Origin of the sequence: Sphingobium sp. 22B, from assembly GCF_001580035.1 — a bacterium.
In the GTDB taxonomy this organism is placed as follows: domain Bacteria; phylum Pseudomonadota; class Alphaproteobacteria; order Sphingomonadales; family Sphingomonadaceae; genus Sphingobium; species Sphingobium fuliginis.
Genome location: NZ_LTAB01000017.1, coordinates 50,008 through 76,368, shown reverse-complemented (window position 1 = coordinate 76,368; position 26,361 = coordinate 50,008). Strand labels below are relative to the sequence as shown.

Sequence of the window (26,361 nt, the reverse complement as noted above, 5' to 3'; positions counted from 1 at the left end):
AATGACGAAGCCCCTGGATTGCCTGGTGGTGGGCGCGGGCCCCGCCGGCCTTACGGCCGCCATCTATCTGGCCCGCTTCCATTTGAGGATCAGGATCGTGGACGCGGGCAACAGCCGCGCTGCGCTGATCCCGCATACCCGCAATCATGCAGGCTATCCCGGCGGCATATCGGGCCGGGAGCTGCTCGCGCTCATGCGCCGGCAGGCGGCGGAATTCGGCGGTGAGGTGACGGAAGGGCTGGTGACGGGACTGGAAAAAGACGGCGATATCTTCCTGGCGCATGTCGGGACCGAAACCTGGCAGGCCCGCAGCGTCCTGCTGGCGACCGGCGTGGTGAACAATGCGCCGCCCATATCGCCCGATGTGCACGATGCCGCGCTTCGGCAGGGGCTGTTGCGCTATTGTCCGATCTGCGACGGCTACGAAGTCACCGACCGGCGTATCGCCGTCATCGGAACGGGCACGCGCGGGACGAACGAAGCGATGTTCCTGCGCACCTATTCCCCCGACATCAGCTTGATTTCACCTGAGGGCGATCATGAACTGTCCGCCGACCAGCGGGTAAGACTGGAGGAGGCGGGCATCGCCCTGGTGAACGGCCCTTGCGAACCGCTGCGCATCGACGGCGAAAGCATATCGGTGCCGACGCCGAATGGGGCGCAAGCCTATGACACGGTTTATCCGGCGCTTGGCTCGATCATCCGGTCGGAACTGGCGATGATGCTGGAGGCCGAAGCGACGGACGACGGTTGCCTCATCGTCGACGACCATCAGCGAACGAGCGTGCCGGGCCTTTATGCGGCCGGCGACGTGGCCAAGGGCCTGGACCAGATCAGCCATGCCATGGGGGAGGGGGGCGTCGCCGCCACGACGATCCGAAACGATCTGGCGGCGAAGATTTCGCTCTTCCGATAAGGTGCGTTATCGCCCGGACCCATTTTGCGCCGCGGAGGAACCTGAAGATCCCTGCGTTGCCGTGGGACTGTCGCTGGCGGAAACGGCGCCCCGCGTGCTGGTCTCGCCATCCGTCATGGCGCTGCCGGGGCCTTCGCCGGGAATGCCGTCGGGCACCGTGCCTGCGGTCGTGTTGCTCGGCGCGAAAGTGGAATCACCGGAATCGCCCTGATCGGAAGGCGCGCATGCAGCCAGTGCGACAATGAGAAACGCGGGAGCCATTTTCATAACATCTTCACCCCTGATGGCTGGTTTATTCTGCAACGACCCGATTACACGGCCGTTCCGGCAAATCCGTTATCGCGTAAAACTATATTAGATCATCGTGCAGAAAAGCCGTCGGGAACCTGTCGAAGAATGGGAACCGCGCTGAATGACATGTGTGACACTTTACCGAATTTGCGCGCGGGGGATTAAGTGTCACGGCTGATTTTTCGGAAAGGAAGAGCATTCTTCGCGGCGCCGGACAGGTCACGACCATTGGCCGTTCAGATCGAGCCGCAGGAAATGGCAATGGACCGCGAAATCCCACGCGCTTGCCGGGTAAAGTGTCATCCGTGCTTTTTGTTGGAAGATCGCCGCAGAGGGGGATTCACACGGACCCAGCATGTGCTAGATTCCACATATGTTCCACCAGCCTGATCTCTTCGAGCAATCGCCGGCGGCGTCCCGGCCGCCATCGCTGCCCGTGACGTCCGCGCTTCCCGATCTTGTCGAACGCATATCGACGGTGTCGAAGCGGCCCCGCTATGCATTGCTGGTGTTGAAGCTGATCGCTCAGGAAGCGGGTTCCCACGACAGCGTGGGGCCTTATGTCGGCAGCGGCAAGGGGAGGGTGCCGGTCCGTGACTGGCTTTGCCAGGCGCTGGCGCCTCTCGCGCAACGGGATTGTCGGCGTCGCGCCATGATCGATGCGGTTCACGCCGATCTGATGTCGCGTCCGGGCAATATGGCCGATCCCGAAGAGGTGGAACGGCAGCTCGAACAGGAAGTTCAGTCGCGAATATTGCGATCGGGACGGACGAATGTGAGCCGGGTCGTATCGGACCTGGTCCGCGCCGGCCTTTTGCGCCGCCACTATCAGGGGTATCGGGTCGATCATCCCAATCGCGGGGCGCAGCGCGAAGCGGTCTATACCATCACGCCAGAGGCCAAGCGCGCGCTCCAACGTCATTGAAGGGCGCCGATAATGGTGGCGCTTCCCGCAGGAGCGATTTTGCGAACCGGCGCGCGGACTGCCCCTTGGTTTGCGCGGCGCGCCGGGTTATCCGCGCAGGATGAGCGGCGAGACCATGACGACGGGACAGGCAGGGAAGCGCTGGCAGGGCGGTCGGCTGCCGCGCGCAGAGGTCGACCGGCGCATCGACCGGTTGCTCGACATCGCGCTGGAGGAGTTCGCGTTGACGGGCTTCGGCGGCACCAGCCTGGACCGGCTGGTTGAGCGTTCGGGTGTCAGCAAGACAACCATCTATCGCCGTTTCGGCAGCAAGGAAGGGCTGTTCACCGCGCTGATCCATCGCAGCATGGAAGCGGTGCGGTCCGGTCTCTGGGCGCTGGAACTGGATGTGGCCGACCCCTTGGGAACGATAGAGCGGTTCGTCGCCACCTATACGGAGGTCGCGATATGCCGCCCCATGGGGCGGACCCTGCTCCAGATCGCGGTGGCGGAACGGCGCGACTTTCCTCATCTGGGCGCGATGCTGCTTGCCAATGCCTATGAGGGCTTCCGGCCGATCAGCGATTATTTCGAACGGCTGATGACGGACGGCGTGCTGTGTGCGGGCGATCCGCAGGACGCCGCCTTCGACCTGCAAGGCCTCATCACCCAGGGATTTCGGGTGATGGTCGATGATATTGGCTTCGTCCACCGCGAAGGGCGGGCGCGGGAAATCGCCGGAAGGTTCCTCCGCGGCTGGTCCTGATGCCGTTTGGCATTCCTTCGTCCGGCGGATAGATCATATCCATGATGCATGGCCATCGTCGCTGACCGGCATCGTCGCGCCGGTCAGTAACGGCTCCGCCATCGTTCAGTCCACCAGCCGCTTCACTTCGCGGTCCCGATCGAGTGTTGGGTCGAGATAGCGCCCGACCTTATAGTCGCCGGCAATGGTCGTGCGGCGGGCGCTGCGCTTGCAGTCGAGCGGAACGCCATTGGCGGAATGCACGATCCGCCAATTGTCCCAGACGACCATGTCGTTTTCCTGCCATTTGTGGAAATAGGCATGGGCTGGATCACCCAGATGCGCCGCCAGCTCTGTCAGCAGCGCATCGCTTTCCGCCCTTTCCATGCCCAGCACATAGCGGGCATGCATGGGCGAGAGTTTCAGCACCTTCCGGCCCGTTTCCATCTGGGTGATCACCAGCGGATGGACGACAGGCGGGAAATTGTAATGCGATCCCGGCTTGACCGTCGCGCCGACGTCAAGGCGTTCTATGTCGGTGGGGAAGCCGAATTGACCGGAACAGAAATCGGGGTTGAATTCGTAAACGACCTCCAGCCCCTCGATGCGTTTCTGCATGTCGGGCGACAGCCGGTCATAGGCCTGGATCGCGTCGATGAAGCCGGTTTCCCCCATGGTGCGGGCCGGTTCCGTCATGCGCAGCACGGCGCCGCGCACGATTGCGGGCATGAAGCTCTGATCCCAATGCCAGCCCAGCCAGCCTGCGCGATCGATGCCATCCACGCGATAGAAGGGGTTGGGGCGGCCCGAGGGGTCCTGCGGATCATAGGCCAGCGTCATCATGAACTGATTGACGGGATCGTTCAGATCGACCGTGGCGGCAGGTTCCATTTCCCCGAAGATGGTGCTGAGGCGCATCTGCGCCATGTCGTCGTTGCGGACGTCGCGGAAGAGCAGGATTCCCGCGTCGATCCATGCATCATGGATCGCCTTCCGGGTCGCGTCGTCCAGATCGCGGGTCAGGTCCGCGCCGACGATTTCCAGTCCGAAAGGTGCGTCGAGCGGGCGGCGTTCGATGGTGGTGGCGATGTTCAGCATGCGATCGGCTCCGGTTGCAGGATGAGGCGGCGCAGATCCTGCACCGCGCGATAGGCGTCGCGCACCGCTTCACCGATCCGCGCAACCTGCGCGGCGTCACCGATGCGGATCATCGGAATGTCGAGACCGGTGAGAGCGTCCGGCAATTCGCTGTCGGGCACCAGACCATGGGCCAGCAGCAGCGCCGCCGCCGGCTGATCCGTCAGCGCGCCATCGCCGGATAGCGTGACATGCTCGCCATCGACGGCATGCAGCGTCGTGTTGTCGAGAATGCGGATGGCAGCATTGCCATGCAGCCGCTGCAACAGAGCGCCGCGGTAAAGCACTTCGGCGTTGCGGGCGAGGAACTTGGCGTCGGAACGGGTGACAAGCAGCACATGATGTCCGTCCTGCGCCAGATACTCCGCTGTCTCCGTTCCCGTTTCACCTCCGCCATAGATGACGATCGGCCGTTCAGGGGTCGATGGCGGGACATCCGTTTCGCCCATCAGCACTTCATAGGCTGGCGCGGTCGGCAAATTGCCCCAGCTCGCAAGGTCAAGCGGCGCCAGCCGCGAACCATTGGCGAGGATCAGGACGTCTGGCTGGTCCTCTTCAATCACCTCCCGCGTCGCCTGCGTCCCGACGCGCACGGTGATGGTGCTGCGTTCGACCCGGTTCAGCAGGAATTTATGATACCAGAACAGCTTGTCCTTTCCGGGAGGAACGGCCGAGGTGATAAGATTGCCGCCCAGACGCTGGCGCTTTTCATACAGGGTGACGGCAAAGCCGACCTGATCAAGAAGCAGGGCCGCGGCCATGCCGCCCGGGCCCGCGCCGATCACCGCCGCCTTCAGGCCATTTGCGAAGCGCTCCAGTTCCGCTTCCGTCTCCTTGCCGCAACGGGGGTTTTCCGCGCAGGCGACCGACCGACTTTGCGCCAGTTCGCGAATGCACCAGTTGCAGGAGGTGCATGGCCGGATGTCGTCGACCAATCCGCGCTGCGCCTTGATCGGCCACATCGGATCGGCCAGCAGCGCGCGCCCCAGCGACACGATGTCGGTGTCGCCATTGATCACTGCCTGCTCGCATTTGTCGGGCCAGCGCATCACGCCTGCGGTGATTACCGGCTTGCCGGTCGCTTCCCGGATGCGGCGGGCATAGGGCAGGCGATCCCCTTCCTCGACCGACATCGGCTCCAGGATGAGATGGGCGCTTTCCAGAAAGCCCCAGCTGATGTCGACGGCATCCACACCGGCTTCGCAAAGACGCGGCGCAATCTTCTCGCTGTCCTCGATGGTGATGCCGCCTTCAACGCCGTCCACCACGGACATCCGGTACATCAGCGGCTTGTTCCCGATCTGCGCTTTCACCGCCTTGATGACTTCGGTGGGAAAGCGCAGCCGGCGCTCGAAATCGCCGCCCCATTCATCGTCACGATGGTTCATCAGCGGGGAAAGAAATTGCTGGATCAGATAGCCATGGGCGCCATGCAGCATCACGCCGTCATAGCCCGCGAGCATGGCGAGCCGCGCCGTATTCGCATAACGCCCGATGATGTGGTGGATTTCCTCATCCTCCAGCGGCCGGGGCACGGCGTTCATATAGATGCTGTTAAGAGGAATCGCGCTGGATGAGACCGGCTGGCGGCCGATCACGCTTTCCTTGGTCTGTCGCCCCGCGTGCGAAATCTGGATGACCGCCTTCGCTCCGGCCGCGTGAATGGCGGCGACCAGTCGCGCGTGACCGGCCTTGAACCGGTCATTGTCCAACCGCAATTGCGGCACGTTGGAACTGAAGCCGGTTTCCGCGTCGACGCAGGTGAATTCCGTGATGATAAGGCCGGCGCCGCCCCGCGCCCTCTCGCGGTAATAGGCGATGATCGCTTCGTTCACGCCGCCGTCGGGTTCGCCCAGATGCGTTTCCATCGGGGCCATGGCGATGCGATTCTTGAGCGTCAGATTGCCGATCCGGAACGGATCGAACAGGCGCGGATAGGCCATGCTTCCTCTCAGCTTATTATTGAAGTCGCCTCTTTCTAGCATTGCTATCCGAGCGGATAATCACCACAGTTCGAGACGCATTATGCAATGATGAGAGATAATCATGGATCGGCTGACGGGTTTGGAAGTATTCGTGGCGATCGTGGATTCAGGCAGCTTCGTCCGTGCCGCGGAGCGGCTGGCTCTTTCCCCGACCATGGTTTCCACCCATCTGGCCCGGCTGGAAGACCGGCTGGGCGCGCGGTTGATCCACCGGACGACACGCCGCTTCGCCCTCACCCCTCAGGGCCATTTGTTTCTGGAAGAAGCGCGATCCATTCTGGAAGCGGTGGAACAGGCCGAAAGCCGGATGCGGATGAGCGACATGGGCCCTAGTGGCCGCGTCGCGCTGGACGCGCCGGGCGCGATCGGCCTGCGCTTCGTCGTGCCGGCCCTGTCGCAGCTGCGCGCCCTTCATCCTCGCATCGTCCTTGACCTTAGCGTCGGGGACCGCAGCATGATGTTCCGGCCCGAAGCGTTCGACCTGCTCATCCGCGTCGGCGTACCGGCAGAAGGTAAGGGGGAAGTCGTCAATCTGGGCCGTACCCGTTTCGTGCAGGTGGCTTCGCCCGATTATCTGGCGCGTCGCGGCGAACCGGTGACGCCTGACGATCTTCACGATCATGATTGCGTGCTTTACGCCACGGTCGATCGGCCGGTTGGTCAATGGCGATTCGTTCGCGGAAAGGAGCGGCGGTCGCTACGCCCGGCCAGCGTCGCCACCTTCAATCATGGCGACGCCATAGCCGCCGCAGCGGTCGCCGGAGTCGGCATAGCCCAGACGCTGGAAATGCTGGTCGCTCCGGAACTGACATCGGGTCTGCTGAAGCCGGTATTGACGGAGTGGAACCGGGAAAGCGTCGACGTCCAGCTCTTCATTCCCCAGGATCGCATGAAGCGTCAGGCCGTCCGCGCCGTGGCGGAGTTCCTGCAAAGCCGGGTCGACTGGGGCAGTTCCGCCTAGAGCCAATCGACATTCAGCCCTGACGCCCTGCAAATGACGCTTTTCCGTGCTTCCGGTGCTCACCTGCTTTGAGTAGGCTGCGCTCCGGGTCACGAAAAACCACCATTTTACCTTCGGTGGCCTTCGGCTCGGCTCGTCATCTTCTGAATGTCGATTGGCTCTAGGCCGATCGGTGTCGCAGGGCCGCGACGATCAGATCGATCAGCAACAGCGCCTGGACCGATAATGTACGTCGAGCGAGGGATGCCACCACCAACTCCAGCGGCTGCGCGACCGGCAGACCATGAATAAGCGCGTATCGGTCGTCGGCCAAAGCCTCCGCCGTGATCCAGACGGCGTCGCTTGCCAGCGTAACCAGGCCCGCAATCTCGAAATTGTCGCAACTGATCGTGGGCGCGTAGATCGGGCTGCCGCCTGTTCCGCCGATGATGGGATAGCCTGCGATGTCCTCCTCCCCCACCGTGCGGCCGGCAAGGGGATGGCCGCGCCGCACCAACGCGCCCAACCGCGTCCGGCCAATGCGCCTGAAGCTGAGGTCAGGCCGGTCTTCCACAAGGACATGGGCCAGGACGGCAAAGTCCAGTTCCCCTTCCTGGAGCAACGCCTGGAGTTCCCCGACATCGCCCAATTTAGTCCGCACCCTCAGGCCGCCATGATCGCGGGCGACATGGGACAGCATGGTCTCCAACAGCAATGCAGCAGCGAGGGGGCCGAAACCGCAACATACTTCCCCCGACCCCCGGTCGGAAAGCAGCGCCATATTGCGTTCAAGATTCTCCATCTGCCGGAGCAGCGGCACCGCGTCAGCCAACAGCGCTTCGCCGGCGCGCGTTGGATATACGCCATCGCGCCCGCGGTCGAACAGGCGCAGGCCGATTTCCGCCTCGGCCGCCTGGATGCTGCGCGTTAGAGCCGATTGCGTCACGCCAAGGCGGTCTGCGGCCAGGCCGAAGTGCCGTTCCTGACTCAATGTGACGATATGGCGAAGTTTACGGATGTCCATGTGCTGAACTCATCGAAATCATACTGTCAATGAATTGGAAGCCTCCCCGAAGCCAGCCTAAATTGCCGGACAAGGAGAGAAACAATGTCCTATTATGGTCCGGTGCTTGCCGTGACGGCGATCGTCCTGGCAACGGAAATTCTCATGGGCCGCCATCGCGGCATTTATCGTCGCGACGATATATTGGTGCTCGGCCTGTGCGCCCTGCTCAATCCGCTGGTCACGCGAACATTGGCCGGGCTGTTGATCGCTGGCGCGGCCGCGCTGCTGCTGCCGCAGGGGAAGGGTGCGCTCGCCCACCTTCCCTTGCTGCCCTCCTATATCAGCCTGTTCCTGCTGGTGGAATTCGCCTTCTACTGGGGACATCGGTGGGCGCATGAGGGGCAGCGCCGACCGGCGCTTCGCTGGTTATGGAAGATACACCGGACACATCATGCGGGGCGGTACATGAACGTGCTGGTGACACAGCGCATCAATCTGTTCTGGTCGTTCGTCGTGCCAACCGCATGGATTACGGGCTTTGCGGTCTATATGGGGCAGGGGATCGCGGTGGGCCTCGTCATTCTCACCATCTTCTGCTGGAACCTCATCACCCACAGCCATTTTCGCTGGGATGACGCCATCCGGCGACATCCGCGTTTCGGCACCTTGTTCCGCGCGATCGAGCATCTGCTGATCAGCCCGGGCATGCATCATAGCCATCATGGCTATGGCAAGGACGGCGCATCCTATCGCAACTATGCAGTCACCTTCGCTTTTCTCGACTGGATTTTCGGAACGCTGCACATTCCGCAGGGGCGGCCCTGGCGCTATGGCGTGCCCGGTGCGCAGCCCCATTGGGCGGAGGAGGTGTTCTATCCGCTGGTGCGCATGCCCGCCAAGGCGAAGGAAAGCGGAGAGGCGGATGCGGCAGTGGCCTGAGCAGCCACCGGATGCCTCGGGTCCGAAGATATTCGGGTGGCGCCCCGGGGTGAAGCCAGAGCTTGACGGAACTAGTTTACCAAGTGCATCATATCTTCATGGATTGGCGGATTCCAGCCGGATATAAGAACGATCGTTCTATAGGATGGTCGATCCTGTTGGTGATAGCCGGGCCTGCATGGGAGAAGGATGTGATGCCCCTCGACACTGGCGATTATTTTCTGTCCGCCGCCAATCCGGTGGCCAATGTCGACCAGCGCGATCTCGAGAGGCTCGCCATGCGGCTGTTCGAGCGGCCGGACGTCAGGGCGGCTCGCGCCCGTGCGGAGATCATGTGGCGGCGCGTGACGGACAGGCTCATGCCTGCCGACCAGATGGCGCTGTTCGACGACCATGTTTCCGATTATTGTTTCAAATGCACGCTGGTTGCCGCCAATACGGATGCCAATCATCCCCGCATATTGCGTGTATATAGTGAAGGCGGCCAATGGTTCGGACATAAGGTGCCCGGCGCGAAATGGGGTGGAGACAATCCCAACAACGCCTATCGCATCATTCCCGTCGCGGCTGGCGGACGCTATGAATTGACAGGGCAAAGGCAGGTCGAACCGTCCACTTACGTCACCTTCCAACTGGTCAGCAACAGCACCACGTCCGCGACGCTGGCATCGCTCGAACAACTTGACATGCAGATTGACGAGGACGGCCGGTACGGGCTCACCCTGGATGATATGCCTGCCGGGAAACGGCGGAATCATCTCCAGATACCGGCAGGGACGCTCTACCTCTTCATCCGCGATTCCATGGGGGATTGGGAACGGCAGCAGCCCGATGCGTTGCAGGTGCGCAGGCTCGACCCGCCGACGCGACCCCCGCTGACGGAAGATGAACTGGCCGCTACAGCCATTCGCAATATCCTGTCCGATGTATTCTATGCCTATTATGCCCAGCGTCTGTTCTTCAACGGCCCACAGATGATGACGCCGCCCGAGGGAGCGGGGTCTGTGGGCGGACTGGTGACCCAGCAGGGCAGCCTGGGCCACTTCACGTTGCGCGAGGATGAAGCGGTCATCATCACGGCCAATGCGGCGGGCGCAACCTATCGCGACATCGTCCTGCATGACCTGTGGTTGCGCAGCCTGCCCAATCGCGACAGGCAGATCAGCCTGACCAATGCGCAAATGGCGCCGGATGCGGACGGACGCTTCACCTATGTCCTCTCCATGGCGGACCCGGGCGTGCATAATTGGCTGAATCCATGCGGGCTGCATGATGTGCTGGTCCTGCACCGTTGGCAGGGCTTCCCCGATCCCGATGCGGAAGCCCCGTCGATCGAAAGCCGGAAAGTGGCGTTGGCGCGGCTTGGGGAGGCTTTGCCGCCAGCGGTTGCGAAGGTGACGCCTCGGCAAAGGCAGGCACAGATCGCGCGCCGCCAGGCTGCTTATGACCGGCGCTTCGCGGTCGATTGAGCGGTAGGTCGCAGGGTCTTCACAGATCGATTCAGCCTGGTCATCGCAGATGCGCTTTGAGCCGCCACTTGTTGGTGCCCAACCGCTGTAAAAACTCGATCGAGCCTTGAACAGGCTTTTCCCATCCGATGCCCTGGCCGGAGAGATCACAAATACGATCTATGTAGGCGCACTTGCATGCAATATGCGCCGTAGTTAGCCTTGCACCGTTCTGGCGCTGATATGCCGGATCAAGGACAGGCGGTTGAAGCCGCCGGCATCCAGACCGCGAGAACGGCGGATGTTCTGTCCGAAGGGGAGGGACGATGCGATCTGCGCGGCGCCTGGCCATATTTCCGGACATGATCCGCCTGCCTCATCGTTCGCGATGCGGGCAGGTGCTTTCTTTGTCTCGGCATGATTCCGCCTGCTCCGGATCACCCGCGCCGAGTTCCCGTGCATCCTTGGAACCGTTCGGGAGGCGCATTCGCATCGCTCGCTCATAGAACAAAATCATAGGGAGAGACGTCCATGAAAAAGCAGCTTCTTTTCGCCAGTGCGGCCCTGTCCGCCCTGTCCATGCCCTCTCTTGCCAGCGCGCAGGATCAGGGCGGCCGCGCCACGGCTGGAGATGCAGACATCGTCGTGACCGCCACACGGCGCGAACAGCGACTGCAGGAAGTGCCGCTTGCCGTCACCGCGCTGAGTGGAGACACGCTGCGCAGCCGGGGTATCGAAAATCTCAACGATCTGGGGCCGGGCAAGATCGCCGGTCTTACTTCCTATCCGCTCAACGGCACCGAGACCGGGGTAGCGCTCCAGATGCGCGGCTATGGGACATCGGATGCGTCCCAGGGCACGCAGGACAATGCCGTGGCCTTCTATATCGACGGCATCAACATTCCGCGAGCCCAGGGCGGCGCGCTCGACCTTATCACGCCTGAACGCATCGAGGTGCTGCGTGGGCCGCAGGGACAGTTGTTCGGCCGCAATGCGGAGGCGGGCGTTGTGCAGATCGTTTCCCGCCGGCCAAGCGGCGTGCTGGGAGGAGACTTCCGCGCCGGCATCGGCAATTTCGATGCCTATGAGATCAAGGGGCGTCTAGACATGCCGGAAATCGCGGGATTCCGTATTCAGTTGTCGGGCATGTACCGCAAGCGGGGTGGGTATTTCCGGAACGTCAAGAGCGCTCTCCTGCAAAACATAACCCCCGTTTCAAGCCCTTATTCATCCTTTCACTGGAAGACTGGAGACTATGACAGGGACTTCCGCCAGCTCAAGACCTATGGCGGCAGGGTTGCGGTGGAACGCGATTTCGGCGATCTCAACATCTTCTATGCCTATGACAATGTCTGGGCAAAGGACGATCAGGCCTTTCCGCAAATCCTGGTATCTCCCAATATCGGCACGATCGAGAACCCCAATGGCGGCATCACCGTGCCGCCCACAGGTCCGGCCACGATCTTCACGACCGATGGAGGACGCTATCAGCAGTTTCCGCTCGATCTCGACAAATATCCCGACAGAGCGCCCTTCGCGATTCCCTCGCTCTATTTCATCACGAAGAATCGCGGTCATGTGCTGAACCTGACCTATGGCGCCAGCGACGCGCTGACGCTGAAGTCGATCACCGGATTGCGTCGCTCCATCAACTATGGCGGGGCGGTTACGTCATTGGGAACGTCGCCCGTGCAGGCATGGGCCAGCAATTATCTGGATTCCAAGGTTTTCAGCCAGGAACTTCAGGCGATCTACACGACGTCCAGCTTCAACGTCACGGTCGGCGGCATCTATTTCTACGAAGATGTGCAGGATGAGCGTGATTCCGGCTTTTCCACCAATTGTCCGGCGGGCATAGCGGGCGCGCCCTGCACGCCGGGCGGTGGCCCCAGCCGCGCGCCCTATTACAGTCCTTTCGCGCCCAATGGCGGCTTCATCCGCCAATTTTCCAAGACGAACGCCTATGCGGCCTATGGTCAGGCAAGCTGGACGCCACCCATATTGGAAGAGCGGCTGGAACTGACCGCGGGCCTGCGTTACAGCGACGACACCAAGAGGGCCCGGCGCGACATCTTCAACGGTGTGATCCTGCCGACGCAGTTGCGCAACGAGGCGAAGGAAAAGCGCGTCGATCCCGCCTTCACGGCCAAGGTCAAGCTGACCGAGGACATGAACACCTATGTCCGCTATGCCTCCGGCTTCCGGGATGGCGGCGCCAATGTTCGTTCGCAGGTGTTCACCGCCTATGGCACCGAAGTTTTGAAGTCCTGGGAAATCGGCATGAAGTCCCAATGGTTCGACAGGCGCGTGACCTTGAACATCGCGGCCTTCAAATATAAGGTCGAGGATCAGCAACAATCCATTCAGACCAGCCCGGCAACGAACCCCAGCATTTCCGACACGTTCAACGTCACCGTTCCCTACAGGGCAAAGGGGCTGGAAGTGGAACTGAGCGCCCGGATCGTGCCGGGGCTGAGCCTGGCGGCGAACTATACCTATGTCGACAGCAACAAGCGGTTGATCGGGATCGATCCGCGGACACTGACCACGTTCAAGCCCAATGGGACGAGCATCCTGTCGTCGGGTCCGTGCGCGGCGGCCCCGGCCGGCAATTGTGCCGGCGCCCTGGTCGTATCGCCCGCCGATATGGCGGCCCACCCCGGCGCATCCTTCCTCCAACTGCTGGGCGTAGGCGCGGCCAAACATGCCGGCTCCGTTTCCGTGGACTTCAGCCGGCCGCTCGACCCCGGCGTCTTCAACATCCATTTCGACTGGACGCGCAGCTCGAAAATGACATGTTGCGCGCCCTACAAGCTGCTGACGGTGGTCAATTCGACCGGAACCGCCGCTTCGCCTTCGCCGCGCTATAATCCCGGCGTTTTCACCAACCGCATCAATATGCGCACGGGCATCTCCGAAATCCCGCTTGGCAACGGGGTGAAGGGCGAACTGGCCTTCTGGGTCAAGAACCTGCTGAACCATGTCGATCTGGGCCAGCTATTCCCGGCGGGCAATGCGCTCAATGCGTCGCAGCCCTATCCCCAGGCAGCGACCTATCTGCAACCGCCAAGGACGATGGGCGGCGAATTCCGCGTCCAGTTCTGATCGATCGGGGGATCGGCCATCTGCCGGTCCCCCATTCGCACGCATTATCCGCAGCTTCAGCACAATATCAGCGGCATCGCGAAATCGGAGCCGCCCACCGCGCCGGATGGGGAGGGAAGCGGATCGCCGCCGTTCCGGACGAGGGCGCGATAATGGCTCGCACTCATCCCGCTATGGTGGCGGAACGCCTGCTGGAAGGATTTGAGATCATTATAGCCGATCAGCGTCGCGATCTGCGAAACCGGGCGATCGGTATCGCGTAGCTGCGACTGCGCGCTGCGCATCCGCACCAGCCGCAGATAGTCCCGCGGCGTCATGCCCAGCTTCGCGCGGAACCGGCGGATCAGTGTCTGCGGGCTCACCGCAAGATGCGTCGCGAGCATGCCGATATGCAGCCCGCGCGACGCCCGTTCGGAAAGCCACATCTGCGCCGCTGCGACCAGGGGATCGTCCGACAGGCCGGGCCGGTCCGATTCCATGCCCATCGCGTCCGCCAGCGTCCCTGCCATGGTCGGTGACAACAGCCTGCCGATCAGGCGGGTGAGCAGGCTCATTTCGTGCGTCATACCGCGGGCCATCATGATCCGGTCGACTTCGGCAATGGGGTCCGTCGTGTTGACGCGGATATGCGGATAACGCCTGCGGAATTCCGCGGCTGCGCCTCGCGTCACCGGCACGGGCCCATTGCCCGTCAGCCCGGCCTCCGCCAACAATTCTATTCCCCGCCCAGTGGCGGACAGATGCGCGCCGCCTGCATATTGACTGCGGAGCCAGTCGATCACGGAATGGAGTTTGGCAAGATATTCCGGCGTCTCTTTCTCCGGACAATAGAAGTCGGGCACGTGGATATAGAGATGGGGCCTTGCCTCCAGCCCGTCTTCCACTTGCAGCTTCCATCCGCCCAGGACCTGAATTGGCCTTGGGCTTGGTCCCAACAATTTGGCGCGTGTGTGCATGCCGATGTCGTCTCTTGTTCGAAACTGATCCGCCACGCGCAGGCGCATCTGGCCGAACAGATCCAGGAACAAGCCGATACTGGCGAGACATGCGCCGTCAAATCCGATCACTGCAATATCGCGAGCCATACAGGATGGTAATTTACCCCCGTCATGATGTCAAAACCGCACCTGACGCCAGTGCCAGGAGAGTCGCATGATGCATGCATAGAAAATAGGCCATGGACTTGGCCATTGGGAGAGTTTCGCATGATCGAGCAAATGGCCGGGCGCGCAACAGGCGCGCCCGAGACGGCATTTTCATGTCTTCCGACACGTGATGGGCCTGGGCAGGACCGGGCCTGATCCATGCCGCAACCCACTAAATTCTATCCACGCCTCAAGGGGCGTTCGGCCATCGTCACGGGTGCGGGAACCCAGGGCGACGGCATCGGCACCGGCCGCGCCATCGCGATGCTGCTGGCGGGGGAGGGCGCGCATGTCGCGCTGGTCGACCGCGACAGGGAAAGCGCGGAGGAAACGCGCCGCCGCATCGATGCTGCCGGTGGGCAGGCCTTCACGCTGGCCGGCGATGTCACGGTCGATGCCGACTGCCGCCATTTCGTGGAGCAGGCGGTCGCGCATACCGGGCGGCTCGACATATTGGTCAATAATGTCGGCATATCCGATCCCGTTGCATTGGACGCGGCGGACGAGAGCGGCTGGACGCGGGTCATCGACGTCAACCTCAAAAGCGCGATGCTGATGATCCGTCATGCCGTACCGGCCATGAAGGCGGCGGGCGGGGGATCGATCGTCAACATTTCCTCCATCGCAGGGATGCGGGCCCATGGATCGATAGCCTATGGCCCGTCGAAGGCGGCGATGGCGCAACTTGCCGCCGAAATCGCCGTCCTGCATGGCCGCGATGGCATCCGCGTCAACACGGTTGCGCCCGGCCATATCATGACGCCCCATGCCATGCATGTTCTGCCCGAAGGTCTGCGTACATTGCGCCGGGCCATCGCGCCGCTGGGCATCGAAGGGGATGCCTGGGACATCGCCAAGGCAGTGGCTTTTCTGGCGAGCGACGATGCGCGCTTCATCACCGGCGTTCTGCTGCCCGTGGACGGTGGCGTCACGCGGATCGGCCCCATTGCCGCGCATTTCCTGGCCGAAGCGGAACTGGCGGCCGACGCGGGAACAGAAGGACCGAATCAATGAGCCAACTGGATGAAAAACAGGAATCGGGCGTCGCCTTCATCACTGGCGTCATGGGCGAACGCTTCGGCGGCGTCTTCAACGAAGCCGCGACATCGGACCGTTTCGGGTCGGATATTACCCGCATGGCGGCAGGCTGGGCCTTTCACGATGCCTGGCGGCATGAAGGCATCAACCGCAAGGAAAAGAGCATAGCCGTCATCTCCGCGCTGATCGCGTCGCGTCAATCGCTGGAGCTGAAAAACCATGTCAAGATCGGCCTGGCCAATGGCCTGACGGTGGAGGAACTGGAAGGGCTGCTGGTCCAACTGACGCCCTATGTCGGTTTCCCTTGCATCGCCTCTGCCCAGACAGCGGTGATCATGGCCATGCGCGAGGCCGGCATATCGCCCGAAGATCTGCCGACGTCGGAGGAACGCGGCCTGCTGTGACGCGGCAACCGACCGGCCCGGCGGCGAGGCGGTCACGATTTCACAACAAAAGCGAACATCAATGTTTCAGGGGAGGTTGTCATGAAAATTTCGAGTTTCTGGATGTCGTCCTGTGCCTGCCTGCTTTCGGCGGCTCCGGCAATTGCATCGGCGCAGGCGGCGCCCGAACAGGAACTCCAGCATGCGCAGGCCGCCTTCGGCAGTGACGACATCGTCGTAACGGCACGGCGGCGCGAGGAACGGTTGCAGGATGTGCCGCTCTCCGTCAGTGCGGTGTCAGGCGCTACGCTGGAGCGCGCCAATATTTCGAATGTCGCGGGCCTCAGCCGCGTGGTCCCCAGCCTTGTGTCGGTTCCCGGACAGGGTGGCAGCCGTTCGCTGCCCAATTTCGCGATCCGTGGCCTCAGCCAGCAGGAACTAACCCTGCTCGCGGACCAGTCCGTTTCCACCTATATGGGCGACATCGTGCTTGCGCGCACGCAGGGGGTCAATGGCGCGCTGTTCGACATAGGATCGGTGGAAGTGCTGCGCGGGCCGCAGGGCACGCTGTTCGGCCGCAACACGACCGGCGGCGCCATCATCATCCGTCCCAACCGGCCGACCGACAATTTCGAAGGCCGCGTCGGCGTCACCTACGGCAATCTGGACACCTTCATCGTGGAGGGCATGCTGAACGTGCCCCTGTCGCCCAATATACTGGTGCGCGTCGCCGGCCAGCGTCAGCGCGACGACGGCTTCGTCTATGACGAGATATTGGGCCGCAACGTCAACGACACCGCGCAGGAGGGCTTGCGCGCCTCCGTGCTGATGAAGAACGACAGCGGCGTCGAATCGCTGACCGTCTATAATTATTTCCACGAAGACGATGGCGGCACGGCAAGCTTTCTCGCCAAGGTCCGTTCCACCGGATCGCTGAACGGCGCCGCCGTCCGCGCGGCGCGTGGCTATCGCCCGCTGGAGCAGTTGCTGGCCGAACAGCAGGCGCGGGGCCCCTATCGCATCGCCAATGGATCGAACATCTTCACCAAGGTGGAGACGCACGACATCGCCAACACCACGACCATTCCGCTCAACGACATGCTGACGGTCAAGAACATCGTCGGCTATCGTCACGTCAAGGACAACATCTTCGACGATATGGATGGAAGCATGAATTCGTTGCATCCACAGCAGCGGATAGACTGGACCGCGCAGTTTTCGGAAGAGCTGCAACTGCTGGGCGAAACCGAAAACTTCAACTGGATCACCGGCCTTTATTATTTCTGGGAAAAGGGTCGCAACCAGGGTCTTTCCACGGTTGGCAGCGTCGATCCGGGCCTGGTCGAGCCGGAAGATATTTTCGGCTATCCCACCGCTGCGTTCAGCAATACCGATGTGGCGGGCCGCAACCGCAGCTTCGCCGCTTTCGCGCAGGGCACCTATCGTTTCAACGACAGCCTGAGCCTGACGGCCGGCGTTCGCTACAATCGAGACAAGCGCGAGGCGACGATCCGCAATCGCACGGCCACCGCATGCCGTTTCACCCGCGACCTCGACAATAATCCCGCGACGCCGGAAACTGCCGTGCCGCTTTCGCAGTGCGAGTTGAACGTGGGCGACAGCTTTTCCGAAGTCACCTACAATCTCAGCCTGGAATATAAGATCGCGCAGGACAAGCTGATCTACCTTGCGCACCGGCATGGCTACCGCACCGGCGGCTTCGGCGCCCGCGCCTCGACCGAGGCCGGGCTGCGCCGGACCTTTAGGCCGGAAACGGTGGATGATGTCGAATTGGGGGTGAAGGCCGACTGGCGCATGGGCGGCATGTTCCTGCGCACCAATCTGGCCGCCTATTACGCCAAATATAACGACATCCAGCGGTTGCTGACCGATCCGCTGGCCTTGCCCCCCACCACTGTCACGACCAATGCGGGCAAGGCGCGCATCTGGGGCATCGAAGCGGACATATTGTTCCGTCCGGTGTCCATGTTGGAACTGTCGGCCAACTATGCCTATACCAACGCGAAGTTCACGAAGTTCATCTATCCGGACGGCAGCGATCACAGCAACGATCCCTTCGCCCGCGCGCCGCGCAATGTCTACACGCTGGGCGCGCGGCTGCTCGCACCGCTGGACAGTTCTCAGGGCGATGCGTCCATCGGGATCAGCTATTATCATACCGACGATTATGTCGGGAACGATACGGTTGTGCCGGGCTATACGGATGCAGAGGGCTATAATCTGGTGAATCTGGACGCGAGCTGGAACCGGGTCATGGGATCGGGCTTCGACCTCGCCCTCTATGTCAACAACCTGACGAAGAAGAAATACGACTTCCTGCTCATCAACCTCGACAGCCTGGGCTACACCAGCCACACGCCCGGCCTGCCGCGGACTTATGGCGTGACCCTGCGCTATCATTTCTGAAAAAAGGGGCGGCTGCCCCGCATCCGTCCTGTTTCGCGGGACGGATGCGGGTCGGCCTGGCCCGACGTTTATGGAAAGACCGGACATGGCCGACATGATTACTTCCACCTCGCCTGATACCCCGCCGATGCGCGAGCTCAGGACCGCCAATCATCTGCTGGGCGATCGCGCGGCGCTGGATGCGGCATGGGATCGGGATGGCTACTGGTTCTTCCGCGACGTGCTGGACAGGGATGCTGTCGGCCGGTTGCGCGCCGTCTACCTGGATGTCTTGCGCGACCTGGGAGTCGTCGACCCAGCGCGCGACGACGCGGCCGTGTATAATGGCGCACCGCTTGACGATTTTCCGATCCGCAACGACGGCACGCCGGCCACCGATCCGCTGCTGGCGCGCTATCCGCGGGATCAATTCGTCGCGGAGCCCGCGATCCGCGCCTTTTTCGAGGAGCTGTTCGGGGAAGAGGTCTTCTGGGTGCCCAATACCGAATATCACGCGCTGCCGCCGGGCACGGGTCGGCCGGACTCCCGGTTCAACTTCGTCCATTGCGATGGTCCCAACAACAAGGGGCTGCCGCTGAAAATCTGCTGGATGCCGCTCGCTCCAATCGATGAGGAGACGGGCGGCCTGGCTGTTGCCGAAGGGTTGCACCGTCCCCGGATGAATGATTTTCCCCGGCCGCCCCAGGGCATAGGTGACGATGTGATCCCGGCCGATGCCTGGTGCCGCGCCCTCTACCAACCCGGCGACCTGCTGGTGTTCAGCCTGGAAACGCCCCATAGCGGACTTGCCAACCGGTCCGACCGCCATTTCCGCCTGTCGATGGATATTCGCGGCATGCCGAAATCGGGCAATATCCCGACCGTCGGCACGGTCGCCGCGCTCGACGCCTGCGCCATCGCCGTGGAAACGAAGGAGGGGGAACAGCGCACCTTCCGCATCGATGAGGACAGTTTCTGCCGGATAACCCGAGGACGGCTGACGGGCATGCCGCTGGCGCTGGAGGAAATCCCGCAACTGGTGAAGATCGGTGATCCCGTTTATGTCGCATCCGACCACGGCACCGCCATGTTCATCCGTCCGCAGCACTGAAACATCCGGCGGAACAGCCGGCACGTCCCGGCGCTATAAGGCCGGTCGTACGGACTTGTGATGCATTGTCGGCGCCCGCGTGAAAGCCGTTGCCCGAACGGGATCGATCCTATCTACCTGACCGTCGAACAGGGCAGCAGGTATGGGAGAGGTTCATGGAGGTCATGGCAAGCGGCCTTCTGATTCCGGAAGGGCCGGTGGCGCTTTCCGATGGATCGGCGCTGGTGGTGGAATTGGGCGATGGGCGCCTCAGCGGCGAAGTCGCTGCCACGGCGTCGGGCCACATCATGCCGGACAGCTTCGCGGTGGAGGCGGGCGGGCATGTCTGCATCGGCTCCATTGGGCGAGGCGGTATCACCATCGTCGATCCCGCCATCGGCCTGTGCGGCCACATGCCGATCGATGATCGCATGGTGACGAACATCGCCTTCCGCGCGGAGGATTGCCGGGATGTCTGGATCACGGCGGCCGGAACGGGCCGGCTGCTGCGCGGCCGTTCGCCCCGGCCGGGCCTGCCGCTCGCTTTCGTGGCATGAGGGACGAGCACCGGTCATGACCCATTCGGCAAGACTTCGACCCCGATCTGACCCAGCAGCCGTGACGGCCGACGATGATGCGATAGTCGGGCGTGTCATGCCCCCGCAACTGGACGTGCTGGACGCTCGCTCCCGCATTCTCGACGCCGCGGCGCATCTGTTTCGGCGAGAGGGGTTTTCCGGCACGTCGATGGACGCCATTGCTGCGCTGGCGCGCATGTCGAAAAGGACCCTCTATGCCGGCTTTCCGGACAAGCGCGCGGTTCTCGAAGCGGTTCTGGAGCAGTTCATCGCCCGCCGTTTCGCCATGATCGAGCGGATCGGCCGCGAAGCCGCGAGCGACGAGGCTATATTGACCCGCATGGTCGGCGCCCTCAACGCGATGGCCACGGACGAGGATGCGCTCGCCATGTACCGGTTGCTGGTGGCGGAGGCGGCGAATCTGCCTGCGCTGGCACTTGCGGCGAACCGGAACGGGCTGACGCAGGCGCAGGCCATGCTGCGCCAGCCTCTCCTCAATTGCGGCGTACGCGATCCGGATAGGGCCGCCTGCTTCCTCTACGACCTCGCCGTGCTGGCGCCGATGCATCGCCTGTTGGTGGGTACGGACAATCTGCACATGGACGTCGCCGCCATCGTCAGACTGGTTCTTCAGGGCGTGAAGGGAATGTGAAGCAGGGTCTTGCTCCGATCGCGGATGGCCGGGAACGGCTGTGGCCGGCACCGGGCGCGTCGGCGGCCGACCCTCAGCCCTGGGCGGGATTTCTTAGGCTATGTTGCGATCTGCCGGACCATCCCATGCGAACCTTATTTTCCGCCGGGGTCAAGCGCTCCATGGACGCCGAATTCCCCGCCGGCGCTGCGATGACGGGGAAGGGCATGTCTTGCTGCAAACGCTCGTCGGTCATCTGGTCGCCTGCCTGTTATCGAAGCTGCATATGGAGGAGGCTGCATGAAAGAACCCTGGTTGCCGTTGGTCCCTGAAGACGTCACCGCCTCCTGGCTGGGCGACGCGCTGGCACCGCGCTATCCCGGAACGCGGGTCGAGAGGCTCGACGTCCACGAAATCCTTTGGGGCACGGGCACCAAGATGATGGTGACGGCGACCTATAATGACGCCGGGCGGGGCCATGGCCTGCCGCGGGCCTTGTGCATCAAGGCGGGTCTTGCCGAGCATCGGGAGCTGGTGAAATTCTGCTACCAGACGGAGGCGCGCTTTTTCGCGGAGCTGGCGCCGCGCCTGCTGCTGGGGCTGCCGCAAATCCTCTACGCCGCGGCGAATGCCGATCAGGGGATGGTGGTCATGGAGGATCTGCGACCGACCGGCGCCCATATCTGCCGCGTGCAGCAGCCGCTGACCCGCGATCAGGCCGCCGCTTTCCTGGACGACATGGCCGCGTTGCACGCGCGCTGGTGGAACAGTCCCGCGCTGGAGGACGATGGCGATCTTGGCTGGCTGATGCGCCATGATCCATTGCCGGACGAAGCCTGGGGCGATTTCGGGCGCGGTCAGCTCCAGCCCGAAACATGGGCGCATTATATGGGGCTGCCCCGGTCGCTCGGCATTCCGGCGGCTTGCCGCGACCGGGACGGGGTTCATGCGGCGCTGCAGGAATTGCGCCTTTTCGGGGAGCAGGGTCCGCGTTGCGTCATCCATGGCGACGCGCATCTGGGCAATATGTATCTCACCCGCGAGGGGCGGCCGGGCTTCCTCGACTGGCAGACCACGCGTCGCGGCCATTGGGCGCAGGACGTGACCTATTTCTACATCTCCGCGCTCGATCCGCTGGACCGGCGGGCTTGGGAGAGGGATCTGGTCGCGGGCTATCTTGCCGCGCTGGCCCGCCATGGCGTGGCCCATCCGCCGTCCGAGGAAGAGGCATGGCGCGCCATCCGCGCGCATATCGTCTATGGCCTGTTCTACTGGATGGTGAATCCGGTCGAATGGCAGGCGGAGGAGAATAACGCCGCCACCGCGCCGCGTTTCGGCTGGGCGGCGGTCGATCATGCCGCCCCGCCGGTTGGTCCGCTTTAAACCGGATCAGGCGTCCGCACGAACCGGTTCTGGATCGAGCCGAACAGATAGTCGCGGTTCGCCTGCTCGTCGAACGCATCCAGCGTCCAGCCGCCGGGATGGATGCTGGTGCGGATCGCTTCAGGTTCGGGGATCAGGGCCACTTCGTCGCCCTGGATGTAGAAGTCCCGCCCGCTGACATGGGCGGCGGCATCGGTGCACAGCCATACGACCAGCGCCGCGACATGGGCGGGCAGGGCGGTCATGCGCGGCTGCGCCATCGGCTTGTTCCACAGCAGCGGAATGCCAAGCCGCGCCGATTCAGCGATGGTCTCGTCGATTTCCGGCGTATGCGTACCCGTCAGGTGCGACACCGGGCGGATCAGATTGGCCCGAATGCCGAATTCCCCCAGGTCGCGCGCAATGGTGCGGGTGAAGCCCAGAAGGCCTTCCTTGGCGGCGGAATAATTGGCCATGCCCCAATGGCCGAAGCCGGATGGCGACCCCGTATTGACGATTACGCCGGACCGCTGCGCGATCATATGCGCCGCCGCGGCGCGGCAGGTGAAGAAGCTCGATGTCAGACTGACGTCCATGCAGAGGTTCCAGTCCTGGTCCGTCATCCGGTCTATCCGCGCCGGGCGGACGATCCCCGCATTGTTGACCAGAATGTCGATCCGGCCGAAGGCATCGATGGCTGCCTGCACCGCCGCCTCGCCGCCCTCGCGGGTCGCCACGCTGGAATATTGGCCAATCGCCTCGCCACCCGCGTCGCGTATCTCCTGCGCGACGGTTTCAGCCAGCGATGCGTCGCCGCTCTCCGTGCCATAAGGGCCGCCGCCCAGATCGTTGACGACGACCTTCGCGCCCTGCTCCGCCAGCAGCATCGCTTCGGCCCGGCCGATATTGCGGCCCGCGCCGGTCACGACGGCCACCTTGCCCTTCAGTCTCTGCATATCCTGCTCCCATCAGTTGTGCCGGGAGAGTAGCCGCTGCCATCCTCAGACCCTAATCACCGACGTGATGATTGCGCCTGACATGCTTCCCGACGATGCCCGGCTTCGCCACAAGATCAGCGTCAACGGAGCGCGTCGATGATCCTGGCCGAATGAAGGAGATGCAGGGGTGAAGGCGATCGTGATCAACCGCTATGGCGGCCCGGAGGTGTTGGAACCTGCCGATCTGCCGCCACCGCAGCCCAAGCAGGGGGAAACGCTGGTGCGCATCCTGGCCGCGGCCGTCAATCCGGCGGACGGCAAATGGCGGGCGGGCCTGTTCGAAAGCTTCGCGCCTGTCGGTTTCCCTCATGTCCTGGGCTATGACGTGGCGGGCGAAGTCATCGGCGGGCAGGGTTTTGCTTTAGGCGCCCGTGTCTTCGGCATGCTCGATCCGTTTCGCAAGGGCGGCTATGCCGAGCAGGTCGCCGTGGCCGCCGATCATCTGGCGCCGGTGCCCGATGGCCTCGATCTGCCGACCGCCGCCGCGATACCCACCGCTGGCCTGACCGGATTGCAGATGGTCGAACGCGGGTTGGACCTTCAGGCGGGCCAGAGGCTGATGCTGACGGGCGCGCTGGGCGCCGTCGGCCGTTTCGCCCTGTTTGCGGCGAAGGAGCGGGGCGTCCATGTGACCGCCGCCGTCCGCGCCGGCCATATCGAGGCTGCGCGCGCTCTGGGTGCTGACGATGTGATCGCCCTGGGCGAGGAGGATTGGAGCGGCGCGTCCTTCGATCATGTCATCGACACTGTGGGCGGCGAAGCAGTCGGCGCGCTTTGCCGGCACCTGAAGCCCGGCGGCCGGGTGCTGACCGCCGCCACCACGCCGATCCCGAGCGACGAATTGCCGTCTGCGCCAGAATTTTTCGCGGTCGTCCCGAGCGGTCCCGACGCCGCCCGTCTGGGCGCCGCCGTCGCGCAGGGCAGGATCGCCGTGCCCATCGCCCGCATCCTGCCGCTCGATCAGGCGGCGGAAGCGCAGCGGCTGGTCGATGCGGGCGGATTGAACGGCAAGGTCATCCTGACGAACTGAAAATCCTTGCGATAGCGCAGTCTTCCGCGCCGCATCGTCAACCGGCCAGCGCAGCCAGCGCCGATGCCTTTTGCGCCAGCGCCCCGCGCATATCCTCTCCCACCGGTAGGCGCAGGGGCAGCGGTTCGCCGTCCAGCGCCGCCAATATCGCCTCCGCCACCGCTTCCGGCGGGCTGGCGGCGGTGGCATAATAGCCGTCCAGCACCGTCTTGCCCTGCCCCGACAGAAAGCCGTAATCGGCAATGCGGAGCTGCGCTTCGCGCGTGCCATGGCTGATGAAGCGGGTGGCGATCGCGCCCGGCTCGACCAACATGGTGCGGATGCCCAGGGCTGCAACCTCCAGCGCCAGCGTTTCGGTCAAGCCTTCCAGCGCGAATTTGCTCGCGCAGTAAGCGCCGAGGCCGGGCGTGCCGTTCAGACCGCAGCCCGACGACAATTGAACGATCGTGCCCGATCCGCGCGAGCGGAAATGCGGCAGCAGCGCCTGGGTCAATGCCCAGGGACCGAAGAAATTGACCTCGAACAGCCCGCGCGCATCATCCAGATCGACCTCCTCGACCGCGCCGAACAGGCTCTGCCCGGCATTGTTGACCAATATGTCCACATGCCCGGCCGCCAGCGTTTCGCATGCAAGCCTCAAAACCTGCCTGGGATCGCTCATGTCCGCGACGATTCCCCTGGTGCGGCCTGCGCCCTCCGCTTCGAATGCGCTGATCGCTTGCGCGTCGCGGGCGGCGCCAGTGACTTGGTCGCCCCGCGCCAGAGCGGCTTTCGCCAACGCCGCGCCGATGCCACTCGAAATGCCTGTGATCAGCCAGCGCCTCATATCCCGTCTCCTAGACCACTCGCCCCAGGCGTCTCAGAAAAGCGCGAGGTCGACAATCGGAGGGAGGAGAAGCGCGTAAACAATACATGCTTGATGCATGTCCCTATCGACATGGATGCCGTCTGCCGCTCAGCGCTCTATCCCTCGCAGGAACAATGCGACCACGCGGGTCGCCCATTGCTGCCGAAACGCCTCATCCGTGAAGTCGTCGGTCAGGAGGAAACGCAGCCCGCCATTGGCCAGATTGATGAAGTGCTGGGCCAGTTGGGCGGGATCGTCGATCTCGTACCCCGCCTCCCGCAAATGGGTGAGATAGGCGGTTATCGGCGCCACCGTATCAGCGATATGGCCGTGCAGCCGCTTGGCTATGTCGGGGAAGCGTTCCTTCGCGGCGATGGCGAGACGGAGCAGGGCGATCCGCTCCGCCTCCGCCACTTCGCCGGTGATGCGCAGGGCGAAGTCCGTCAGCACCCCGGCGGGTTCCCGCCCCTCGGTCGCGATGCTTCGCACATCGCTGCGCATGGACGCGACGCTGTGGAGGGCGACGGCCTCGAACAGCGCGGCCTTGTTGTTGAAGCGGGCATAGATTGTCGCCTTGCTGACCCTGGCGACGGCGGCGATATGGTCCATGCTCGCGCCGGCATAGCCGTGCATCAGAAAGGCGCGCGCCGCTGCCTCGATCAGTTCGGCCTCGCGCACCGGCGCATCCGCATTGGTCGGCCTCCCCCGGCGCGGTCTTGTGATGTCTTCGCCGGGCACGCTTGCTCCATCGAAATAAAACTATACCGTTTATTTTATTAAATGCGAGTCGGTCGCGCAAGAGCGATCAGGGAGAGGGCAAGATGAAGCGGGTCATCCTTTTGCGCGGACCGCGGTCCGTCATGGCCGCATCCGCGCCCGAATGGGCCGCGGCGCAGACCTGGGCCAAGGCGGCCGAGCGGATCGTCGTGCATAAGGGGCTGAATGCTCCGGCTGAGCCCGGCGGTGTTCCGACGCCGCCGGTTTACGATGCGGTGATCGAACTTTGGTCCGACGCCGCGCTCGATGCCCACAGCATCCGCTCCGATTGGGAAGAGGTGGAGGTGCGCTCCTCCGCCCAGGTCGTCGGCAAGGCAGCGGCTGCGCCCTTGCCGACCGGCATCACGCCGGGCCTTTCCCAGCTTTCCTTCATCCGCGCCATCGAAGCTTTGCCGCGACAGGATGTGGAACGGCACTGGGACGAACATATCCCGCTCGCCTGCGAAATCCATGTCGGCATGAACCGCTATGTGCAGGATCGTTTTTCGCCGGCGGTTCCCTGGTTCGGCATGGCCCATCTTCATTTTCCAAGCGAAGCGGCGCTGCGCGACGGGTTGTTCAGAAGCCCGGAGGACATCGCCGTGATTACGGCGGACGTGGCCGAGTTCGTCAGCGATTACGCGACCATGATCGCCATCGAGCATATCGTGAAAGCATAGG

At 63.2% G+C, this 26,361-nt stretch carries 24 protein-coding genes; 17 read left to right on the top strand and 7 right to left on the bottom strand.

From position 1 onward, the window contains the following. The first annotated feature begins 1 nt into the window (after nt 1). From A0J57_RS15460 to A0J57_RS15445, 4 genes are all read left to right on the top strand, one after another. A complete protein-coding gene (locus A0J57_RS15460; protein ID WP_061934527.1) occupies nt 2-916 on the top strand; it encodes an NAD(P)/FAD-dependent oxidoreductase in 915 nt (304 codons plus the stop codon). A gap of 61 nt (nt 917-977) precedes the next feature. Then, on the top strand, nt 978-1,127 hold the full coding sequence (locus A0J57_RS26395) for a hypothetical protein (protein WP_157009776.1): 150 nt from the start codon (nt 978-980) through the stop codon (nt 1,125-1,127). A 453-nt stretch (nt 1,128-1,580) separates the two neighbouring features. After that, on the top strand, nt 1,581-2,132 hold the full coding sequence (locus A0J57_RS15450) for a hypothetical protein (RefSeq protein WP_061934525.1): 552 nt from the start codon (nt 1,581-1,583) through the stop codon (nt 2,130-2,132). A 115-nt stretch (nt 2,133-2,247) separates the two neighbouring features. Continuing rightward, nucleotides 2,248-2,877, top strand: coding sequence for a TetR/AcrR family transcriptional regulator (locus tag A0J57_RS15445; protein WP_062017259.1), 630 nt, complete (start codon nt 2,248-2,250; stop codon nt 2,875-2,877). 105 nt (nt 2,878-2,982) lie between these two features. Here A0J57_RS15445 and A0J57_RS15440 read toward each other — a convergent pair whose 3' ends face one another. Together A0J57_RS15440 and A0J57_RS15435 are read right to left on the bottom strand one after the other, a co-directional pair. Continuing rightward, nucleotides 2,983-3,954: a TauD/TfdA family dioxygenase gene (locus tag A0J57_RS15440; RefSeq protein WP_061934521.1), complete on the bottom strand. Its 972-nt coding sequence runs from the start codon at nt 3,952-3,954 to the stop codon at nt 2,983-2,985. Beyond that, complete coding sequence (locus A0J57_RS15435) at nt 3,948-5,936, bottom strand: FAD-dependent oxidoreductase (RefSeq protein ID WP_061934519.1); 1,989 nt, start codon at nt 5,934-5,936, stop codon at nt 3,948-3,950. Before A0J57_RS15435 ends, A0J57_RS15440 begins: the two co-directional genes overlap by 7 nt. A 103-nt stretch (nt 5,937-6,039) precedes the next feature. On the opposite strand from A0J57_RS15435, the gene A0J57_RS15430 reads away from it, so the two are divergent. Next, nucleotides 6,040-6,939, top strand: coding sequence for a LysR family transcriptional regulator (locus tag A0J57_RS15430; protein WP_061934517.1), 900 nt, complete (start codon nt 6,040-6,042; stop codon nt 6,937-6,939). A gap of 160 nt (nt 6,940-7,099) precedes the next feature. On the opposite strand, the gene A0J57_RS15425 is transcribed toward A0J57_RS15430, so the two are convergent. Continuing rightward, nucleotides 7,100-7,942: a LysR family transcriptional regulator gene (locus tag A0J57_RS15425; RefSeq protein ID WP_061934515.1), complete on the bottom strand. Its 843-nt coding sequence runs from the start codon at nt 7,940-7,942 to the stop codon at nt 7,100-7,102. A gap of 84 nt (nt 7,943-8,026) precedes the next feature. On the opposite strand from A0J57_RS15425, the gene A0J57_RS15420 reads away from it, so the two are divergent. From A0J57_RS15420 to A0J57_RS15405, 3 genes are all read left to right on the top strand, one after another. Then, nucleotides 8,027-8,863 carry a sterol desaturase family protein gene (locus A0J57_RS15420; RefSeq protein ID WP_061934513.1) on the top strand — a complete coding sequence of 279 codons (837 nt, stop codon included), beginning with the start codon at nt 8,027-8,029 and terminating at the stop codon, nt 8,861-8,863. 194 nt (nt 8,864-9,057) lie between these two features. Continuing rightward, a complete protein-coding gene (locus A0J57_RS15415; protein WP_064232692.1) occupies nt 9,058-10,332 on the top strand; it encodes a hypothetical protein in 1,275 nt (424 codons plus the stop codon). 510 nt (nt 10,333-10,842) lie between these two features. Then, on the top strand, nt 10,843-13,416 hold the full coding sequence (locus tag A0J57_RS15405) for a TonB-dependent receptor (protein ID WP_061934507.1): 2,574 nt from the start codon (nt 10,843-10,845) through the stop codon (nt 13,414-13,416). Nucleotides 13,417-13,472: 56 nt separating this feature from the next. Here A0J57_RS15405 and A0J57_RS15400 read toward each other — a convergent pair whose 3' ends face one another. Then, nucleotides 13,473-14,300 carry a helix-turn-helix domain-containing protein gene (locus A0J57_RS15400; protein ID WP_158298526.1) on the bottom strand — a complete coding sequence of 276 codons (828 nt, stop codon included), beginning with the start codon at nt 14,298-14,300 and terminating at the stop codon, nt 13,473-13,475. Nucleotides 14,301-14,720: 420 nt separating this feature from the next. On the opposite strand from A0J57_RS15400, the gene A0J57_RS15395 reads away from it, so the two are divergent. The 7 genes from A0J57_RS15395 (at nt 14,721) to A0J57_RS15365 (ending at nt 22,070) form a co-directional block, all read left to right on the top strand. Further along, a complete protein-coding gene (locus A0J57_RS15395) occupies nt 14,721-15,575 on the top strand; it encodes an SDR family NAD(P)-dependent oxidoreductase (RefSeq protein ID WP_061934503.1) in 855 nt (284 codons plus the stop codon). Then, nucleotides 15,572-16,003 carry a carboxymuconolactone decarboxylase family protein gene (locus A0J57_RS15390; protein ID WP_061934501.1) on the top strand — a complete coding sequence of 144 codons (432 nt, stop codon included), beginning with the start codon at nt 15,572-15,574 and terminating at the stop codon, nt 16,001-16,003. The genes A0J57_RS15395 and A0J57_RS15390 overlap by 4 nt, the downstream gene beginning before the upstream one ends. Nucleotides 16,004-16,084: 81 nt before the next feature. After that, nucleotides 16,085-18,409 carry a TonB-dependent receptor gene (locus A0J57_RS15385; RefSeq protein ID WP_061934499.1) on the top strand — a complete coding sequence of 775 codons (2,325 nt, stop codon included), beginning with the start codon at nt 16,085-16,087 and terminating at the stop codon, nt 18,407-18,409. A gap of 85 nt (nt 18,410-18,494) precedes the next feature. After that, nucleotides 18,495-19,499 carry a phytanoyl-CoA dioxygenase family protein gene (locus tag A0J57_RS15380; RefSeq protein WP_025550594.1) on the top strand — a complete coding sequence of 335 codons (1,005 nt, stop codon included), beginning with the start codon at nt 18,495-18,497 and terminating at the stop codon, nt 19,497-19,499. A gap of 164 nt (nt 19,500-19,663) precedes the next feature. After that, nucleotides 19,664-20,035, top strand: a complete 372-nt coding sequence (locus A0J57_RS15375) for an SMP-30/gluconolactonase/LRE family protein (protein WP_235600882.1) — start codon at nt 19,664-19,666, stop codon at nt 20,033-20,035. A 61-nt stretch (nt 20,036-20,096) separates the two neighbouring features. Beyond that, nucleotides 20,097-20,708: a TetR/AcrR family transcriptional regulator gene (locus A0J57_RS15370; RefSeq protein WP_061934497.1), complete on the top strand. Its 612-nt coding sequence runs from the start codon at nt 20,097-20,099 to the stop codon at nt 20,706-20,708. Nucleotides 20,709-20,987: 279 nt separating this feature from the next. Continuing rightward, nucleotides 20,988-22,070 (top strand): phosphotransferase, encoded by a 1,083-nt coding sequence (locus tag A0J57_RS15365; RefSeq protein WP_061934495.1) that lies wholly within the window; start codon nt 20,988-20,990, stop codon nt 22,068-22,070. Here A0J57_RS15365 and A0J57_RS15360 read toward each other — a convergent pair. After that, nucleotides 22,067-23,005, bottom strand: coding sequence for an SDR family NAD(P)-dependent oxidoreductase (locus tag A0J57_RS15360; protein ID WP_061934493.1), 939 nt, complete (start codon nt 23,003-23,005; stop codon nt 22,067-22,069). The genes A0J57_RS15365 and A0J57_RS15360 overlap by 4 nt on opposite strands. 169 nt (nt 23,006-23,174) lie before the next feature. Between A0J57_RS15360 and A0J57_RS15355 the strand changes: the two genes are divergently transcribed. Beyond that, on the top strand, nt 23,175-24,077 hold the full coding sequence (locus A0J57_RS15355) for an NADP-dependent oxidoreductase (RefSeq protein WP_061934491.1): 903 nt from the start codon (nt 23,175-23,177) through the stop codon (nt 24,075-24,077). A gap of 37 nt (nt 24,078-24,114) precedes the next feature. On the opposite strand, the gene A0J57_RS15350 is transcribed toward A0J57_RS15355, so the two are convergent. After that, nucleotides 24,115-24,903, bottom strand: coding sequence for an SDR family oxidoreductase (locus tag A0J57_RS15350; protein ID WP_061934488.1), 789 nt, complete (start codon nt 24,901-24,903; stop codon nt 24,115-24,117). 129 nt (nt 24,904-25,032) lie between these two features. Next, nucleotides 25,033-25,662: a TetR/AcrR family transcriptional regulator gene (locus A0J57_RS15345; protein ID WP_061934486.1), complete on the bottom strand. Its 630-nt coding sequence runs from the start codon at nt 25,660-25,662 to the stop codon at nt 25,033-25,035. A gap of 83 nt (nt 25,663-25,745) precedes the next feature. Between A0J57_RS15345 and A0J57_RS15340 the strand changes: the two genes are divergently transcribed. Next, nucleotides 25,746-26,360, top strand: coding sequence for an EthD family reductase (locus A0J57_RS15340; protein WP_061934484.1), 615 nt, complete (start codon nt 25,746-25,748; stop codon nt 26,358-26,360). Nucleotide 26,361 lies beyond the last annotated feature (1 nt).

What these genes read in the sequence shown, in the direction of transcription:
- A0J57_RS15460 (WP_061934527.1), top strand. Translation starts at nt 2, where the DNA reads ATGACGAAGCCCCTGGATTGCCTGGTGGTGGGCGCGGGCCCCGCCGGC.
- A0J57_RS15450 (WP_061934525.1), top strand. Translation starts at nt 1,581, where the DNA reads ATGTTCCACCAGCCTGATCTCTTCGAGCAATCGCCGGCGGCGTCCCGG.
- A0J57_RS15445 (WP_062017259.1), top strand. Translation starts at nt 2,248, where the DNA reads ATGACGACGGGACAGGCAGGGAAGCGCTGGCAGGGCGGTCGGCTGCCG.
- A0J57_RS15440 (WP_061934521.1), bottom strand. Translation starts at nt 3,954, where the DNA reads ATGCTGAACATCGCCACCACCATCGAACGCCGCCCGCTCGACGCACCT.
- A0J57_RS15435 (WP_061934519.1), bottom strand. Translation starts at nt 5,936, where the DNA reads ATGGCCTATCCGCGCCTGTTCGATCCGTTCCGGATCGGCAATCTGACG.
- A0J57_RS15430 (WP_061934517.1), top strand. Translation starts at nt 6,040, where the DNA reads ATGGATCGGCTGACGGGTTTGGAAGTATTCGTGGCGATCGTGGATTCA.
- A0J57_RS15425 (WP_061934515.1), bottom strand. Translation starts at nt 7,942, where the DNA reads ATGGACATCCGTAAACTTCGCCATATCGTCACATTGAGTCAGGAACGG.
- A0J57_RS15420 (WP_061934513.1), top strand. Translation starts at nt 8,027, where the DNA reads ATGTCCTATTATGGTCCGGTGCTTGCCGTGACGGCGATCGTCCTGGCA.
- A0J57_RS15415 (WP_064232692.1), top strand. Translation starts at nt 9,058, where the DNA reads ATGCCCCTCGACACTGGCGATTATTTTCTGTCCGCCGCCAATCCGGTG.
- A0J57_RS15405 (WP_061934507.1), top strand. Translation starts at nt 10,843, where the DNA reads ATGAAAAAGCAGCTTCTTTTCGCCAGTGCGGCCCTGTCCGCCCTGTCC.
- A0J57_RS15395 (WP_061934503.1), top strand. Translation starts at nt 14,721, where the DNA reads ATGCCGCAACCCACTAAATTCTATCCACGCCTCAAGGGGCGTTCGGCC.
- A0J57_RS15390 (WP_061934501.1), top strand. Translation starts at nt 15,572, where the DNA reads ATGAGCCAACTGGATGAAAAACAGGAATCGGGCGTCGCCTTCATCACT.
- A0J57_RS15385 (WP_061934499.1), top strand. Translation starts at nt 16,085, where the DNA reads ATGAAAATTTCGAGTTTCTGGATGTCGTCCTGTGCCTGCCTGCTTTCG.
- A0J57_RS15380 (WP_025550594.1), top strand. Translation starts at nt 18,495, where the DNA reads ATGGCCGACATGATTACTTCCACCTCGCCTGATACCCCGCCGATGCGC.
- A0J57_RS15375 (WP_235600882.1), top strand. Translation starts at nt 19,664, where the DNA reads ATGGCAAGCGGCCTTCTGATTCCGGAAGGGCCGGTGGCGCTTTCCGAT.
- A0J57_RS15365 (WP_061934495.1), top strand. Translation starts at nt 20,988, where the DNA reads ATGAAAGAACCCTGGTTGCCGTTGGTCCCTGAAGACGTCACCGCCTCC.
- A0J57_RS15360 (WP_061934493.1), bottom strand. Translation starts at nt 23,005, where the DNA reads ATGCAGAGACTGAAGGGCAAGGTGGCCGTCGTGACCGGCGCGGGCCGC.
- A0J57_RS15350 (WP_061934488.1), bottom strand. Translation starts at nt 24,903, where the DNA reads ATGAGGCGCTGGCTGATCACAGGCATTTCGAGTGGCATCGGCGCGGCG.
- A0J57_RS15340 (WP_061934484.1), top strand. Translation starts at nt 25,746, where the DNA reads ATGAAGCGGGTCATCCTTTTGCGCGGACCGCGGTCCGTCATGGCCGCA.